The organism is Dictyobacter arantiisoli (assembly GCF_008326305.1).
Taxonomy (GTDB): Bacteria; Chloroflexota; Ktedonobacteria; order Ktedonobacterales; family Ktedonobacteraceae; genus Dictyobacter; species Dictyobacter arantiisoli.
The window spans coordinates 75,819-93,385 of record NZ_BIXY01000007.1 but is presented as its reverse complement, the minus strand read 5'-3'; the positions used below and the strand labels follow the sequence as shown (position 1 = coordinate 93,385).

13 protein-coding genes are annotated in these 17,567 nt (G+C 50.5%); 5 read left to right on the top strand and 8 right to left on the bottom strand.

Annotated features, from left to right (window positions below; all coding sequences use genetic code 11):
- Window positions 1-221: 221 nt before the first annotated feature.
- The 3 genes from F1593_RS04005 (at window position 222) to hemH (ending at window position 3,876) form a co-directional block, all read left to right on the top strand.
- On the top strand, window positions 222-1,511 hold the full coding sequence (locus F1593_RS04005) for a serine/threonine protein kinase (protein WP_172631843.1): 1,290 nt from the start codon (window positions 222-224) through the stop codon (window positions 1,509-1,511).
- Between the two features lie 334 nt (window positions 1,512-1,845).
- The gene (hemE, locus tag F1593_RS04000; protein ID WP_149400260.1) at window positions 1,846-2,922 is read left to right on the top strand and encodes a uroporphyrinogen decarboxylase; all 1,077 of its coding nucleotides are present in this window, start codon (window positions 1,846-1,848) and stop codon (window positions 2,920-2,922) included.
- 12 nt (window positions 2,923-2,934) lie between these two features.
- The gene (hemH, locus tag F1593_RS03995; RefSeq protein WP_149400259.1) at window positions 2,935-3,876 is read left to right on the top strand and encodes a ferrochelatase; all 942 of its coding nucleotides are present in this window, start codon (window positions 2,935-2,937) and stop codon (window positions 3,874-3,876) included.
- A 531-nt stretch (window positions 3,877-4,407) separates the two neighbouring features.
- On the opposite strand, the gene F1593_RS03990 is transcribed toward hemH, so the two are convergent.
- Window positions 4,408-5,619, bottom strand: a complete 1,212-nt coding sequence (locus F1593_RS03990; protein WP_149400258.1) for a LolA family protein — start codon at window positions 5,617-5,619, stop codon at window positions 4,408-4,410.
- A gap of 1,023 nt (window positions 5,620-6,642) precedes the next feature.
- On the opposite strand from F1593_RS03990, the gene F1593_RS03985 reads away from it, so the two are divergent.
- Complete coding sequence (locus F1593_RS03985; RefSeq protein ID WP_149400257.1) at window positions 6,643-6,969, top strand: hypothetical protein; 327 nt, start codon at window positions 6,643-6,645, stop codon at window positions 6,967-6,969.
- Window positions 6,970-7,049: 80 nt separating this feature from the next.
- On the opposite strand, the gene F1593_RS03980 is transcribed toward F1593_RS03985, so the two are convergent.
- From F1593_RS03980 to sdhC, 5 genes are all read right to left on the bottom strand, one after another.
- The gene (locus F1593_RS03980; protein WP_149400256.1) at window positions 7,050-8,783 is read right to left on the bottom strand and encodes a tetratricopeptide repeat protein; all 1,734 of its coding nucleotides are present in this window, start codon (window positions 8,781-8,783) and stop codon (window positions 7,050-7,052) included.
- 460 nt (window positions 8,784-9,243) lie between these two features.
- Window positions 9,244-9,951 (bottom strand): succinate dehydrogenase iron-sulfur subunit, encoded by a 708-nt coding sequence (locus tag F1593_RS03975; RefSeq protein ID WP_149400255.1) that lies wholly within the window; start codon window positions 9,949-9,951, stop codon window positions 9,244-9,246.
- 11 nt (window positions 9,952-9,962) lie between these two features.
- Window positions 9,963-11,699, bottom strand: coding sequence for a succinate dehydrogenase flavoprotein subunit (sdhA, locus tag F1593_RS03970; RefSeq protein WP_149400254.1), 1,737 nt, complete (start codon window positions 11,697-11,699; stop codon window positions 9,963-9,965).
- A 23-nt stretch (window positions 11,700-11,722) separates the two neighbouring features.
- A complete protein-coding gene (locus F1593_RS03965) occupies window positions 11,723-12,142 on the bottom strand; it encodes a succinate dehydrogenase hydrophobic membrane anchor subunit (RefSeq protein WP_149400253.1) in 420 nt (139 codons plus the stop codon).
- A gap of 96 nt (window positions 12,143-12,238) precedes the next feature.
- On the bottom strand, window positions 12,239-12,625 hold the full coding sequence (gene sdhC / locus F1593_RS03960) for a succinate dehydrogenase, cytochrome b556 subunit (RefSeq protein WP_149400252.1): 387 nt from the start codon (window positions 12,623-12,625) through the stop codon (window positions 12,239-12,241).
- A 570-nt stretch (window positions 12,626-13,195) separates the two neighbouring features.
- Between sdhC and F1593_RS03955 the strand changes: the two genes are divergently transcribed.
- Window positions 13,196-13,636, top strand: a complete 441-nt coding sequence (locus tag F1593_RS03955; protein WP_149400251.1) for a FixH family protein — start codon at window positions 13,196-13,198, stop codon at window positions 13,634-13,636.
- 64 nt (window positions 13,637-13,700) lie between these two features.
- Here the strand turns inward: F1593_RS03955 and F1593_RS03950 are convergent, their stop codons facing one another.
- Window positions 13,701-15,413, bottom strand: coding sequence for a molybdopterin-dependent oxidoreductase (locus tag F1593_RS03950; RefSeq protein ID WP_149400250.1), 1,713 nt, complete (start codon window positions 15,411-15,413; stop codon window positions 13,701-13,703).
- Between the two features lie 285 nt (window positions 15,414-15,698).
- Window positions 15,699-17,546, bottom strand: a complete 1,848-nt coding sequence (locus tag F1593_RS03945; RefSeq protein ID WP_149400249.1) for an ABC transporter ATP-binding protein — start codon at window positions 17,544-17,546, stop codon at window positions 15,699-15,701.
- Between the last annotated feature and the right edge of the window lie 21 nt (window positions 17,547-17,567).

Below are 17,567 nucleotides of genomic sequence, written 5' to 3'. Positions count from 1 at the left end.
TTGTTCGCTCGTGGGGTTGGTCCGCAGTATATGGGCTATCTGGTCGATGATGTTGATGCTTCCGCAACTGAGCTCTGTCGCAGCAATTGTTGTTTTGTCTAACTATGGCGATATTACCACATCTTGACACCAATGGAGCTATAGAGCCGTGTACGTATATGTGTAGTCGAGTGGTAGGTTTGTTTATGGGCAGCGATATTTTTTAACGCATGGGGATTGTAATGCAACAGCTAGAACAAGTTACGATGGGACGTTATCACATCCTGAGGAGATTGGCGCGTGGCGGTATGGCGGACATTTATCTCGCACGCGATGTTGAAACTGATCAGGTTGTGGCTGTAAAATTAGTAAACGTGGGAGCGGGTGAGTACTATGAGCGTTTCCGTAGTGAAGTGAAGGCACAGGCTGCACTCAAACATGAGCATATCTTGCCCGTCCTGGATGATGGCGAATTCGATTCATGGTACTACCTTGTCATGCCTTACATTGAGCACGGTACGCTGAGTGAACGGATCAAGAAAGGGACGTTTTCGCTGGATGAGGCCGATCAGGTATTGGCCCAGTTGGCGCAGGCGCTACAATATGCCCACGATAAAGGCATTGTTCATCGGGATATTAAACCTTCTAATGTGTTGATGCAGGATGGAACTCATGCCTATCTGGCGGACTTTGGTCTGGTGAAGCGAGTAGGAGAAGATAATGGTTTAACATTGACTGGCTTCTTGATTGGTACACCCGAATACATGGCTCCAGAATTGGCGGAACAGGAGGCAACACCCTGTAGCGATGTCTATGCGCTCGGGGTCTTATTGTATCAGATGTTGACTGGCCGGGTCCCTTTCAAAGGCAATACCCCCATAGCTGTCTATCTCCGCCATATTCGGGATATCCCTGAGCCACCATCGTTGCTCAATCCTTTGATTCCATCTGAGGTTGAACAGGTGATTATTCGTGCTCTGGAGAAAGATCCACAAAAGCGTTTTCAGTCCGCATCGGACCTGTATCAGGCTTATGCCCGGGCGCTGGCCCTAGCGGATGAGCGGCGGCGTGGCCTGGAATCGATAGTGACACAGGCTGTTCATCTTTCATATGGACGCCCGCGAGTCGCGATTGTGCAACAAAAACATCGTGTCTTTCGTGGGCGCTTTTTGTTTACCATGTTCTTATTACCCTTTCTCTTAGTCACCATCCCGATTTTGTTCTACTTTTGTTTCAACAGCAATGGGTGGAATAGCACCATAAAGGGAGCCAACGCGGCTCCCCCCTCTATCCACTTGCAGCATGTATCTTCATCCCCGGCATCTATAAAACCGACTGTGCTTCATCATCCATCTCCTACTCCCACTGCGCCACCCAAAAAGAGAGTATCTGCCCACGCCACATCACCACTGAAGACCAGTCATTATAATCCACCTGTAAATATTGTCCCGACCACTGGAAGAGCCACCGGGGATGAGGGGGGGAATCATAATGGGAATGACAAGGGATACGGGCATAAGAAAGACAAATAATTCATTTTCTATGCAGCCCATGCTCGCTCGCAGGCCGCTTACCCGCCTGCGAGCGAGTAGTAAGATCCCAATAGCAAGGGACCGGTCATTAAAAATTAGCACATCAAGGATTCTAACCTTGCTATTGCCAGCTTTACCCACTTCAAGCTCTCTCAAATTGCCGCTTAGTATGATTGATTTTTTATCTCTATAAAAAAAGAAAATTCTGTAGGAAAATTGAGATTTCTACAGATTCTTTGTAGATTTGCCGTTGCCAGGATTGATTTGGTCGCGCTATGATATGTAAGACATTCTGGTTGATTGAAGGGCGAGAATAATTTTAGAAGGAACATCTATGCAACAAGATAGCGCGTCGTCTGTTCCAATGTCTACCCGGCCAGCTACTGGTGTAGCGCGTTTCCTGGCGGCATGTCGGCATGAGCAACCTGATGCAACCCCCATCTGGTTTATGCGTCAGGCGGGACGCAGTTCTCAGGGCTATCAGGCGTTACGCGATAAATACGATGTGCTGACGCTGACCAAGACGCCTGAGTTGTGTACTCAGATGACATTGATGCCTGTTCAAAGCTTTCACGTGGATGGTGCGGTTCTCTACGCCGATATCATGTTACCGCTTGAGGGGATGGGCATTGATTTTGAGCTCCGTACCGAAGGACCGGTAATTCACAATCCTGTCCGTTCCGCACGGGATGTTGAGGCCTTGCGTATCATGGATATCGAGGAGTCGGTGCCTTACATTCTCTCTGCGATTCGTCTGGTACGGCATGAGTTAGAGGGAAAACAGGCTGTGATTGGTGTCTCTGGTGGGCCTTTTACGCTGGCCTGCTATCTGATTGAGGGCAAGCCTTCGCGCGATTATGCCACGGCCAAGGCATTGATGTATAGTCAGCCCGCACTCTGGCAGCGTTTGATGGAGAAAATCTCGACCGTTGTCACAAATTATCTGCTGGCGCAGATTGCCGCCGGTGCTCAGGTGATCCAGGTCTTTGAGAGCTGGATCGGCATGCTGAGTCCTGCTATGTACCGCCAATTTGTTTTACCCTATACACAGCGTATCTTTGCCGCCGTCAAACAGGCTGGCGCTCCAGCAATCCATTTTGGAACTGGCACGGCGGCGTTACTCGAAGTATTGGTTGAGGCCGGCGGCGATGTGATTAGCGTGGATTGGCGCGTCGAGCTGGATCAAGCCTGGGAGCGTATTGGACTCGAACGTGGTATTCAGGGCAATCTGGACCCCACCTTGCTCCTGACCTCCTGGCCTGTCCTGGAAGCTGGTATGCACGATGTATTACGCCGCGCTGCCAATCGCTCGGGCCATATATTTAACCTGGGACATGGAATTCCCGCTGCCGCTGATCCCGGTCTATTGCGGCAGTTGGTCGATGCTGTACATGAAACAACACAAAGATAAAGGGATAGATTGATGACAAATAAACATGTTGGTGTCATGTTAATGACATATGGTTCGCCTGCTACCCTGGATGATATTCCTGCTTATATTACCAATGTCTATGGTGGTCGTCCACCAACCGAAGAGGTCCTGACCGAATTCCGACGGCGCTATTCCTTGATTGGTGGTTCCCCATTGATCCGCATCACGCGTGAGCAGGCTCAGGCACTTGAGGAAGAATTGAATAGCAGCAGTGCCGATGGCACGACCTATCATGTCACAGCTGGCATGCGCTTTTCGCCTCCCTTTATTCCTGATATGGTGGCGGAAACGGCTACTGGAGCGCAGACGCTCGTTGGCATTATTATGTCACCCCAATACTCGCCTATCATCATGAGTGGCTATATTAAGACATTACAGAAAGCCTATAGCAACCTGCAGCAGGACGGTTTAGCGCTCAAGATTTCGACCGATTGGCATTTGCAGCCCTTCTTCTTGCAGGCTGTTGCTGAGCGCGTACTGGAGGCTCTGGAACGCTTCCCGGCCGATGTACGTGCCAATGTGCCTGTACTCCTGACCGCCCATAGCATGCCAAAGCGTGTGATCGAAAACGAACCAGATTATATCAACCATCTTAAAGAGACCGCCGCAGAGATTGCCAGACGTGCTGGCCTGTCTGATGAGCGCTGGATGTTCTGTTATCAGAGCGCCGGACATACTCCCGAAGAATGGTTGAAGCCGGACTTCGCGGATGTCATGCCGGAACTCCAGGCAGCAGGCAAGGGGCATGTCTTAATTGCTCCCGTCCAATTTCTGGCCGACCATCTAGAAATTCTCTATGATATTGAGGTTGGCGCCCGCGAACAGGCCGAGGAGCATGGTATCCAATTTGCCCGTATCGAATCCCTGAATACCAGTCCTTTATTCATCAAAGCGCTAGCAGCCGTGGTGCACGATACCCTGGCCCAAAACTAAGGTCTTCTCACCCAATTATTTGCAATGCCAGGGATGAATGCCAATGTAGGACCCGTAGCAGCCACCTTTCACGGGCAATGCCGCTTCAATAACGAGGAATGAATGGAAAGAGGGAGCATGGGGAACGCCGATGCATCCGTAGGAGCCACCCTTCACGGGTGGAGGGGCATTGCCATTGCGCCCCAAAGCCGCCCCAGAGCAGGCGGGAAGGCGGGCCAGTGCGAGAGGGTCGTGGCCCTCCACCCGTGAAGGGTGGCTCCTACGGATGGCTCCACTCGCCTTCATTCCTCTTCATGAAGCGGTATGGTCGTGCACCCAAAAAAACGCTTGCAAGCACGCCAGGATCCGTACCCAGACTCCGTCAGCAGGCAGGGAGTTCTTGCTTCACCTCCATTTGTTGGAGTAGGTGCGGCCTTGGTCGCACCTACGTTTTTCTTCCACATTCACGCTCTTGAAGCGGTATTGCCCTAAATGGGTGGATCGGCAAAACCAACCGTAACCGCCCTCATTCCTCCTCTTGAAGTGGTATTGCTAATTGAGCAACTGAGCGATCTGGAGCGCCTCATCATTGGTGAGCGTACCGGTCAGATGCAATCCCAGACCGTTTTCAGTCCAGGCAAGGGTAAGTAGACCGTTACGGGTGGAAATAGCTCCCTGTGTTCCACGCACCGACGTTGCCTGTCCCTGGCCGGGAAGATTCGCCAGCGTTTTACCTTCCGCAAGCGTGAATGTCTGGTTGCCCTTCATATAGTTGAGAGTAAAGGTTTGCAGGCCGGGTGAACCCAGTGCCATGACCCCATTCAACGTGTACTCACTGTGATCCCCGGGAATGCTTAGCAGATGATAGCCGGCCTGTCTTTGCGCCTGGACCAGCGTGAGTGTGCCTGTTGTATTTGCGTTCTGGCTATTCGTGCTATCCGTAAGCGGACGCGTACTGGTGCCCGCAGGAGCACTAAAGCTAAAGAGATGGGCATCCAGGGGAGGATTGAGATCTAACTGTGGAATCGTCACGGTGACGGTGCCCAGGTTGTTGATGTTCAGTACGACCTTGAGGGGTAACTGGTTGTGAGTGTCAATGTAGACCTCTCCACTATAATTAAAGTTGGTCGCACCGCTACTGGCAGCATCCGCCTGAGGTACAACATGAATATCGGCAGCGTTTTTGCCGTTAATTGATGTGGATGGTGAGCGCAATGTGCCGTTACTATGATCAAAAATGGTTTGGATGATATTTAATAACGTCTGACTCTCACCACCCGCAGCCCCGGCAATCCCTTTGCTTTGTGTATCAGGTGTGGACGCATTATTTGTGACCAGACTGGTATAGACAATTTTTTTAGCGGCATCATACTGCCAGATATGTTTTCCATCGGTGACCGCGATTGAACCTGTGCTGACACGATTCAGCGTTGATTGCAGGACTTCAGTACGGCTCTGGTTGGGAGCGTTTTTCCATAGCTCGGTCTCAACGGTGCCATTCATCGTTGCTACCGAACTGTTGAGACTGAAACGTCCATGCAACGTTCTGGCGGCGTCGAGTCGCTGGGCCATCGTATTTAGAATATGTTGTCCTGGCCCCACGTTTGTGGAAGCCGTGGTGGGGGGCGCTGCTGTAGGGATTGGAGTTGCCTGGCTTTTATCCGTAGTGTGAGCGCTACTACCACAGCCTGTGAGTAAGAGCAGGCTGAGAAGCAAGCTACACAGTGACATTGGCATACCAGACTTCCAAGGGATACGACTCATAAAAAACTCCTTTGGGTGTTGCGCTACTCGCTATATCCCCTGATGATACTTGGATACCTGGAGATGCTGTGAGACATGTATATTGTTGAATAGTATAGCACACAATGCGTGTTAAATATGCTTGTTCTCAAGTTATACAAATCCTATAAATGTTGCTTCCTCTGGAGATTTAATAGACAGGAGATCTATGATAGCATTTGTAGGATAGAATCAAAGCTTTATTGAGGATGATTCAATTTATTAGGATTTAATTAATATTATATGCTGCTTACTTGTTTTGGTGTGACAAATGCACTGATACTTCGTCTATTCAATTAACACATACTCTAAATTAAAAATCTCGCCCGTTTCTTTATGTGCTGCCACGCGTATGTTTCGTTTCTTGTGCAGGTAGATGTTTTGCGAAGAAGCAGCAAATTCGTGTAGGAATCGTCCATAAATGGCTGCGAATTGATTATAATAGATAGGGGAAACTGATCATTTGACGTTTCTATTCCGTCTGTGCGAAAGCTATTATTGATGGCTTGCTATACAGATAAGCTTTCCAGAAGCGAAATAGTGCATGTGCTATTGTTCATGTTAGCGTATGAGTGTTTGCAAGTGCATCAATACTCTGCCTGCTAGAGCACGTCCACATGAAATGAAGACTGACAGCGTACAGGATCGGCAAATGGATTATTGGAGGATGGAAGTGAATATATGGTGTACTACTACAGGTTTATACGTGCCATAGCAAATCTCATGTACCATTGCTCTTGCCTCATCAGGTTGAGTGATTTCGTGCTGCCAATTTAATGTTTGAAATGAGCTGTCCCCTGGATGTTGGCTGTGGAGAGGTGAATAATACGTAATGCAATCAATGTTGAAACGAAAAAGAAATAGTATTCAGAAGCTTTTGCTGTCCCTGAGAACTGGAAGAGGGACAGGCGTTTTGTTAAACCTATCTCTATCAATTTTTATACTGCCGTTAATGACTCCTTTTTTCAAGGAGATACCTGCTGTGTTGAGAAAGGATGTGGATGTATGGTGCGTCAATGTGCCTGGTGTCTGCGCTTGATTAATGGTGTAGGAGAGCGTGTCTCTCTTCAACCACTACCCAAGCTCTACGAGGCAAGCCATGGGATATGTGGTATCTGTGGCATACAATGGATGGAGCAGGTTATTGAAGCAGAAGGACCCCTGGGCACGCTCCGGCGACAGGAGATTGAAGCGAGCGCCCATGAGAGTGTCTATGCGGAAGTAGAACGACACGAGTCCATTACCCAGATGGTTTTACAATTACAGGAACAGACTCCTGATATAAAAGCTAGCCCACGGCCACGACGGTTCGCAAAGCTACCGATAAGATAATGAGAGTGTAGTGCAGACAAGGTGTCTGGCATCTTATCTGCACTACAGGAATCTGACTCTGGCATGGAGCGGGATGTTGTTTAACTCACAGCAATATGTTCTGGAATATCACCAAAGTCGAAGGGACATAATGGGCCAACCTGAGCTACGTAGATTGGTTTAAATGAGTCTTTTTTGTAATAGAAACTATAGAACTGGCTACCATCGCTCTTGCTAACACCCCAGGCCAGATCGTACGTTCCTTGTGCGACCCCTTTAAAGGTAAAGTTTCCATCGTTCGCAATGGTTGCCGTAGGGCTGGTGGCCAGTTGTTGATAGAAAGCAGCTTGACCCATGGTGCCGACAAGATTCTGCATGAGTGCAGCATTCACCTCAACATAGCCATCGCTCGCCTGAGGAATGGGTCCTTCAAAATGGCCGGTGACAGTTTGTGGAGCATTCAATGCCGTTTTCGCTTCTTGCCCTGCCGCCGTATCCGAAAAATCCTTGGCCAGTTGCTGGTAAATAGGCACTGCCGTCGCGCATGTGCCCACAATATTCTCTTTGCCCTGACCCAGCAGCGCTTTACTCATATCGACATGCTGTAGATCTGCTTCCTTCGATTGAGGAAAGCGTGTTTGCACGACGCCGAAAGCCGTCGCTGCATCAGCATAGTTAGACTGTTTGAGGGACGCTTCGGCGGTATTATAATAGGCTGTTGCGTCTAGCTGGCTTATTTGCTTCTGGCAATCGCTGGTACAATAGCTCAGGCTTAACGCCATATCAAAATGGTCTGAGGCGTCAGCATAACGGCGCTGCTGAAAAGCCTGTTTGCCCCAGTTCATATAACTATTGACCTCATCCGTTTGTGCGCGCATTACCTCATTAGTTGCATTCGTAAACTGATTGATCACGGTATCAAATTTGTTGCTTGCCGATTCATACTTCCCCTGTTGACTGAGATCCTCACCCCATTCATCATAGGTACGTGCGAGATCCAGGCTCGAAGGAGCTTTATCGCCATTCAATTGATATTCCTGAAGCGCCTGTGCCCATTGTTGCTGACCTTCCAGATAGTGCGCCTGCACATCATGAAGCGAGGAATGAGCGATCAGACCTGATCCACTACTGACACATAAGATCAAGATCACCATGACGCTACTGACCAATTGTCGCAAGCGCATTGGATTATACGGGGATGCCAGCCCAAAGACTGCACGTATCCCCAGTACGATTGCCAGGAAGCCAGCGAGCCCTAACGCGACGAAAGAGGTGGTCAGATCACCATCAGCCCAGTCACCAGTAGTCAAGAAGACAATTACCAGACCAATGATAATAACCAGAATGCCAATCACAAATGCCCATATTGGCAAGGGTCGTGCAATACCAGGGACCTGTTTTTGGGCTGGCGTACTGGCTTGCTGAGTTGCATAAAAGACCGGTTGTTCCAGCGGTGGATAGTAGTTCGATCCCTGATAGGGCATTCCTGTTGAGGGTATGCCAGGAGGCGGAGGTGGGATAACAACATTCATATTTTCTGATGCTATTGGCCTGACCACCGTTTGATCCAGGGATGTAGCAGCATCCGGCGTGCTTAATGTTGATGAAGATAGTGTGACGGCATCCGTGTCCGCTATTGGGAAAGCCTCTTGTTGACTGGGAGAGGGCTGCGTTGAGGTAGGATGTGTATCCTGATCTGCTACAGTTTTCTCTGCTTGAGAAGCGAAGGCGGCTTCTGATGGTACTGTTACTTCTGTCTCTGCTGAGGAAAAATGAGCTGTTCTTTCTTCTGCATTGGGAAGTGATGGCGTAGATTCAGATGATGGTGTTTGCATTATTTTTTCAGAGATAACAAGCCTCTCTGGCGGGCTTTAACTATAGATGTTTTTACAAATGTATAAAAAATAAATATGTATGTATCTCTATCTTTTATTTTACATAAAAAGCTCGGCAATAGCAATACTATAATATTTTGTCTCTTGGCAGAAATAGAGAGTTATTGCAGGCAAAATCTGAATTGAAGTATCAAAATACATGAACAATTTGGGGGTGATGGAGCGTACTTGAGCGTGCGAGCAACAGAGCCCGACCACAAGGGATCGGGCCCTTCTCTGCTTGGGAAGAAAGGGGCCCAGACCGCGAAGGATGAGGCCCTGGGAGGGATGGCTTACCTTTGCTGTTGTACGATAGCAAAGAGTTACAGAACCAATCTTTGTCATAATTTATTGCTATTACGCCACCAAAAACATAGCCCTCGCCGAAATGGCGAGGGCTATGTTTTTGGTGGCGTAATAATTAAGCTTCTTCGGGGCCGCCGTAGACGATGGCGCGTTTGACCTGTTCGATCAGGTCGGTGACCGGGATGTTGCGTGGGCAGGCGTCGGCACAGTTGAAGATGGTGCGGCAGCGCCAGACGCCGTCTTTGTTGCTGAGCAGGTTCAGGCGTTCAGCTCCTCCCTGGTCGCGGCTGTCGAAAATGAAGCGGTGCGCGTTGACGATGGAGGCCGGTCCTACCCAGTCGGGATTTCCCCAGATGGAGGGACATGATCCTGTGCAGGCTCCGCAGAGGATGCATTTGGTGCCTTCGTCGTAGATGGCGCGTTGCTCGGGGGATTGTAGCCGCTCGGTCCCCGGTTCGTTATCGTGCGTGATCAGGTAGGGTTTGATGGAGCGATACTTATCAAAGAAGCGATCCATGTCGATGACAAGGTCCTTGATGACGGAATAACCGAGCATGGGCTCGATGGTGACCTTTTTGCCTACGTCACGCATCAGTACTTTGCAGGCCAGGCGGTTGCGCCCGTTGATGCGCATTGCATCCGAGCCGCAGACTCCATGCGCGCAGGAACGGCGATACGTCAGCGTGCCATCCATGGTCCATTTGATGGTATTGAGGGTGTCTAATAAGCGGTCGATAGGTTCGACGTCGACACGGAACTCATCCCAATATGGCTTGGCATCGCGTTCAGGATCGTAACGCTTAATACGTACCAGTATGTTCATGACAAACTCCTCTAGTATTTGCGTTCCTTAGGCTTGAAGATCGGATCTTCGATAAGGATCACGTCTTTATAATCCAGGCGGACATCGTGGGCTTGAGTGCCTCGGTAGGCCAGCGTGTGCTTGAGCCAGTTGACGTCGTCGCGTTTCTCATAATCCAGTCGGAAGTGGGCTCCACGACTCTCGGTACGCGCCAGGGCACCGTGGATGGTGGCCTCTGAACAATCGAGTAAGAAGCGCAGTTCGACGGCTTCCACTAACTCGGTATTGAATGTTTTGCCCTTATCCTGGAGTTGTACGTTTTGATAAGCTTCTTGTAAGCCAGCAATCTCATCCAGCGCGTGGCGCAGTCCTTTGTCCGTGCGCTCGACGAAGACATTATCGATCATTTCATTCTGGAGTTCAGAGCGGATACGTGCCGCTGATTCACCACCGGTTGAGCTGTAAAGATGATCGATGTATTCGCGGGAAGCGTCTTCGGGATGCTCTGGCAGGGGAGCAAAGTCGTTTTCCTGGATAAATTGGGCCATATGTTTGCCGGCACGGCGTCCAAAGACGATCAGATCTACCAGGGAGTTGGTACCCAGGCGGTTCGCGCCGTGGACGGAGACACAGGCAACCTCACCAGCAGCATAGAAGCCTGGCATGGGGGTCCACTGTGAATCGATTACAACACGCGCATCGGTATCGGTAGGAATGCCTCCCATGGCGTAGTGGGCCGTCGGCTGGATCGGCACAGGCTCGGTGATTGGCTCAACACCCAGATAGTTACGCGCAAAGTCAGTAATATCCGGTAACTTCTCGGCGATCTTCTCCGCTCCCAGATGGCGCACATCCAGATAGACATAATCCTTACCATCCACGCCATTACCATCTTTGATTTCCTGGACAATACAGCGTGACACGATATCACGAGGAGCCAGATCCTTCAGCGTCGGCATGTAGCGTTCCATGAAGTATTCGCCCTTGCCGTTGAGGAGTTTGCCACCCTCACCGCGTGCCGCCTCGCTGAGCAGTACGCCCACTTTATAGATGCCGGTGGGATGGAACTGATACATCTCCATGTCCTGCAAAGGGACACCACGGCGGTAAGCAATCGACATCCCATCGCCCATACAGGCGAAGGCATTGCTGGTGACGCGCCATGCCCGTCCATAGCCTCCAGTTGCAAAGAGAATGGCTTTGGCGTGGAAGGTATGGATCTCGCCAGTGCGAATCTCCAGTGCGACCACTCCACAGGCCTGTCCATCATTGACCAGCAGGTCCAGGACCAGGAATTCATTGAAGAAACGAACTTCATTTTTAATGGCGTTCTGATACATGGTCTGAAGGATCATATGGCCGGTGCGGTCGGCTGCATAGCAGGAACGGCGCACTGGACCTTCACCATAGTTGCGCGTATGACCGCCGAAGCGGCGCTGATCGATCCGACCATCTTCCGTGCGATTAAAGGGTAGGCCGCGATGCTCCAACTCGTAGACCGCATCGATAGCTTCGCGGGTCAGGATCTCTGCCGCAGGCTGATCGACCAGATAGTCGCCGCCTTTGACGGTATCGTACATATGCCACTTCCAGTGATCTTCTTCCTGATTTCCCAGCGCCGCGGCGACGCCTCCTTGAGCGGCCCCCGTATGTGAGCGGGTAGGATAGACCTTGGTCAGGACCGCCACGCTAGCATTTGGCAATTGCATTGCTGCCATTAATCCAGCGCCGCCGGAACCAACAATCACCACATCAAATTTCTGATACATAATTTATCCTCATTCACACTTTTTTACCGGGGAAGACATTGTGCTCCAAGCGCGCTGGTAACGGGCTGGAAGGTTATCAAGGTAATCGTTCCAAGCATAAAGAATACCAGCAGCAGCAGGGCAGCGATTGACATCAACCACATGCGTGCCCCGGGTTTGCGGACATAATCATCAATGAAGATGCGCAGGCCATTCATCCCATGGGTGAGAGCCAGGGTTAGCAATAACCAGTCGAAAACACGCCAGAAGATATTGCTGTAGCGAGCAGCGACAAATGCATAGGTTGTGCAGGATACATCATTGGAGACGTGCATGATAAAAAGATGCACAAGCACCATAATCAGTAGCACTGCACCAGAAACGCGGAAATAATACCAGGAAAAAGTTTCAAAATTACTTCCCATGGCAGGTCGCGGTCCACGGCCAGTTGAAATACGCAGCATAAAGACTTTTCTCCTTATCGTGAGCAATACAATCATAGCACCAGCATTTTTGATCACGAGTACCCGGCGTAATGGCATCCCGGGTGGGATGTTTCATTAATGACCAGCCGTTGAGTGTGGCATCTGTGTGAGCCAGTGAAGGGCGGGTAGCATAATAATATACGCAACAGGAATGAAGACGACCAGGGTCAGAACCAGTACCGCGCCAAACATGGCGCGCTGATAGCGTGATCCCTTACGCCAGAAGTCGATAGCCATAATGCGCACGCCGTTAAATGCATGATAGAGGACTGCTACTACTAAGGACAGCGATAGCAAGCGTACAATCCAGTAGTCGAATAGCGTCACACTCTGGTTATACACATCGGGTCCGAAGCTCAGCATAGAGACATCGACGATGTGAATAAACAGAAAGAGTAAGATACCGAGTCCTGAGATGCGGTGAAACAGCCAGGACCACATTCCAGATTGACCTTTGTACATTTCTTCCTCGATTCTGGAGGCGGGAGGTGAGGCTTGAGGCAATGGAGATGAGTTCCTGCACACCTATGGCAATTGGGGACCATATGGTTGGCATTCCGTTGGCCCTGATCTGTCTTTTGCCTCCTGGCTCTTGCTCTCGCCATTTGGACATCCATCTGAAGGTGCTATCGATTGGACTAGCAAATAAGCTGTTCTACACGTTCCTATTATCAAACCTGCTCGCAATCTTTTTGCGATAGAAACGCACAGCACATCCTTAGAGAATTACTATATTCAGGATCCTTAGCTGCACTGTCTTTGTGTCTAGCACCTCTTCGTACCTTTCTGGGAGTTGACGGTGTTATTGCTATTATACTTCAGCAGGCTGGAGTGCGCCACCAGCAAACGCTCTACTTTTGTCAGCAAAAATCCCCCCTGTTCGTTTTTGGTCCAAAAGAGCCGTGCCGCTATCCATTATAGTTGTAGAGAGCCTGGCACATCGCTTATAATACACGTGCGTTACAATGATCCTTAATAAGGCAACCTGTGGATTAGTAGATTGTTAGTCAATGATCCTCTAATAAAGATTATATGAAAAGACGACAACTTTTAATACTCATGCTGGGCATTGCCCTGCTGATATTATTCACCGTGCTGGCGACCTCGCTGGATTCGTTATTCCCGCCGCCTACCAGCGCCACGGTACAGGTTGCGCAGGCGGGCCCGTATCAAATCTCGTTTAGCGTTAATCCTAATCCGCCCCATGTCGCGCAAGTAGCCGCACTCACAGTACATATCATTAACAAAGAGACGCAGCAATCCATCGATAACGCCCACGTCACCCTGGCTATCTCTATGCTCACGATGGACATGGGCACAGACACAGTGACCGCCCAATCCCAAGCATCTGGTATGTATCGAGGAACATACCAGTTTTCGATGAGTGGGTCCTGGGCGGTTCATATTGCTATTGCTATGCCGGGTCAGCCAGTACAATCAACTTCCTTCGATGTCACCGTTGCCAACTCGTAGTTGCAAAGGCGTAACACAACCTATCCCATACAGACCGATCAACGGGTGGTCATTGGATGGGATGTTAATTGGCGGTGACCTTGATGGTGTGATAGCCCGACGAGCCATTCGGCAAGGGGGCGGCGGAGAGTGGAGATTGTACATTGCCCTGCAAATCGATGGCACGCACGACGATCTGATGGCTACCTGCTTTAGGCTGCCAGGGTACTTCCCATAAGACCCAGGTGAGATCAGAAAGTGGTTTTTTGAGCAACGCTTTTTGCCAGTGTTGACCGCTATCCATGCTGACATCTACCTGACTGATGCCTTTATTGCTGGCGAAGGCAATGCCTGCGATATAGGTTGGCTGATTAGCGCTGATCTGTGCTCCATTAGCGGGTGTGTCGATGCGCGAGGTCATTTTGATAGGAGCGGGATCGCTCCAACCGTTTTGTTGCCAGTAGCCCTGATAATCGGTGTTGACGACCTCTATACGCTCAATCCATTTGACGTGTTTCATGCCATAGATGCCAGGCACAAGCAGGCGTGCGGGATAACCATGATTGTTAGGTAAGGTGACGCCGTTCATACGGAGCGCGACCATGGTGGTTGGCTCCAGGGCTTTGGAGAGATGGATACTGTCACTATAGCCATCCGCGGCATAGAGGACAACCTTGGTGGCTCCTGGCTTGATGCTGCCAGCGCGCTGTAGCAAATCTTTCAGCGCAATGCCATCCCACTTTGCGTTGCTCATATAGTTGCCGCCAACCTCGTTACTGATGCACATCATCGTCTCGGTTTGGGAATGCATCGGCATGGCCGCGATCTCGTTATAGGTCATGGTAAAAGGTTGGGTGATCTGCCCATCCACCGTTAGTTTCCAGGTTTGCCCATTGACCGTTGGATCGGAGACGAAGTTTTTCGAGACAGTATAAAAGTTGGTATTGGCTGTGACTTCGGGTGTAAGCCCCTTCACCGTTGAGAGGGTGCCATATTCGGGTACGGGCGGTGGCGATATTTTTGCCTGATAGTTTTGGATTAATGTACCCTGTAGCTGTGGATCAGCGGCGCTGCTCCCGCTTCCCAGGCCGCTGGAACTTACGATAAAGCGCCAGGCGGCGACCCCAAAGGTTCCCAGACCGAGTACCACTAATCCATTACGAATCAGTGAGCGACGCTGCGCCTGTTTCTCCGCCAGCATGGCCGCTGTTTCGCTATCCCCTGCTGCGTTATTGAGCCGCAGGGAGCGCCAGACCAGCCAGTTATGGATCAGGATAAAGATCAGGCCGAAGGCGATGCCGGTGAGTGCCAGGGATGCCATGGTGCTGGATACGCCTGTGGGGAGTTGCGAGCCAAAGACACCAGAACCGGTCAATGGTAGAAAGATCAGTCCACTGAAGAGCCAGAGAATGCCCGATAATGTCAGGCCGGTGCTGTATGAAAGATCTCCCTGCTCGTCGCGCCACTGTCCAAACTTCAGGCGATCTACGAAAAGGTTGCAGAGTCCTCCAAAGAGGGCGAAGACCAGACATTGTCCAATCAGGATAATGGCGAATAAATAACGCTTGGCATCGACGCCTAAAAGATCGTGGAGATAGCTAAAGATAGGGAGTGGCAATGTTTGCGCGATGCTCGATCCCAGGGCTTCCGGTAGCGATGTGCTGCCGATAGTCAGACTGAGCAAGAGCATGATCAAGGATGCCAGAATGCCCGCTAGCAGGCCAGCCAGCGCACCACGCTTAAAGCGCTCCCCGCCTGAAGGTAATGGTGATAGTGATGGTGTTGATGGTGTTCCCATGAAGGACCCCTTTGTGCCAATTGTATCGTAGTGATGGTAGAGAAGAATAGCTATAAATGCTTTAACGCGCTAAAGCTGCAAATCCGTGACACAATGCTTCTTTGTTATGACTATTCACACGTCTGATTGAGGTCATTTTTACCATAAATGTCCATCAATACAATTTTCATTTTTCCATTAGCAGGCTTGCAGGGTGCCCTGTTTATAATGGGATGCAGAGAACGTGCCAGGCACATTCTCTGCATCCCATTATAAACCCTTTGGAGCGGCATTGGTGCGGAAATCCTATCTGGTCGAGGGGGCCTGCATGTTGGGATCACGCACAGGGATAAAGCCTTCGCCCGGTTTATAGTCCGGCGATTGATGCCGGAAGTAGGTATTGTAGAGGTCCGAATAATGTCCTCCGCGACGCATCAAATCCTCATGGCTTCCTTCTTCGGCGATGCGTCCGCCGTCGAGCACGATGATGCGGTTGGCGTGCTTGATGGTGGACAGGCGGTGCGCGATCACAATAGCGGTGCGCTGTTTCAGAATAACATCCAATCCTTCTTGAATTTGTGCCTCGGTCAGTGGATCAACGCTGGCTGTAGCCTCATCCATGATCAGAATAGCGGGATCTTGCAGGAGGACGCGGGCCAGCGCTACCAACTGGCGTTGTCCCATAGAAAGGGAGCGTCCAGTTTCGCCTACCAGCGTCTCTAATCCCTCAGGGAGTGCTTCAATCCAGTCTCCGTTACCGATCTGCTGCGCGATAGCATAGACCTCGGCATCCGTGGCTGTGGGCCGGGCATAGCGAATATTGTCTGCTACGGTTCCTGAGAAGAGGAAGGGCGATTGTGGCACAATGCCGAGACGGGCATGATATTGCGCCAGATCTAACGTGCGGATATCGCGGCCATCGATCAAAATCTTGCCGCCCTGGAACTCGTAGAAGCGCGAGATCAGTTTCCCGATACTCGATTTTCCCGCACCTGTATGACCGACAAAGGCGATAGTCTCACCGGCCTTGATAGTCAGGCTAAAGTCTTTCAGCACCGTTTGACGCTGATCATAGCTGAATAAAAGCTGCTTGAAGGTGATCTCGCCCTTGATCTGTCCGACCGTTTCGTGTCCGGTCTGTTGGATGCGTGGCTCGGCATCCAGCAGGGCAAAGACACGCTCGCTGGCGGCCAGGCCTAACTGGAACTGACTCCAGAAGGATGCGATGCTGGTGAGTGGTTGCCAGAGCAAGCTTAAACTTTGCACAAACAGGAACCATTCGCCCGCCGAAATCACGCCTCCCAGCACGCTATGGCCGCCGAAGTAGACTATAATCGTGGTACCAATATTAGCGATAAAGACCAGGACAGGAAAGATACCATTGTAGAGGAAGCCTGAGCGCAGGTTGACGTAGTATGATTGAGCATTGATCTGTTTGAACTCATCATACATATTTTGTTCCTGGCGGAAGTTCTTGGCAATGGTAATGCCGCTCACAATCTCCTGTACATTGGAATTCACGCGGGCCAGCGAGCGTTGAGCCCGGCGTGTAAAGCGTCTGGCAACGACCCGGAAGCCGAGCGCGACCCCAATGATCGCTGGCATGATTGTCAGTGTCATCAAGGCCAACTGATAGTTACGGAAGAAGAGCACCACTACAATCAGGACATAGAGTAGGACCTGGCTGAGCAGGTTCAGCGTCAAGGTGACCACGGTCGCGAAACTCTCGGTATCCGATGTTACCCGACTGACAATCTTGCCCGAAGAGAACTCATCAAAGAAGGACATATCTCTGGACATGACAGCAGTAAAGGCATCCTTGCGCAAATGGAGCACTACATCACCGACCGAGCGGGCGGTAAAGCGTTGCCGAAAGAGATTACAGGTCCAGGATAGCACGCTGGAACAAAGAATAAAGCCAACGATGATCACCGCCGTCTGAAAGGCGTGTGTACTGGATAGTGTATCGATACTGTTGGAGACCAGAAGCGGGAATGCCGTATCCAGGCCTGCATTGAACACAATCAGGATCGTAATCGTAATCATCAAGGGTAACTTGGGCTTAAAGTAGCCAATAATGCGCTTGATCAAATGACCATCGGAATACGTACGGTCGTAGGCCTCCGCGTCCAGGCCCTCCATGATAAAACCCATGCTGAAATTCCTTTCTCCAAT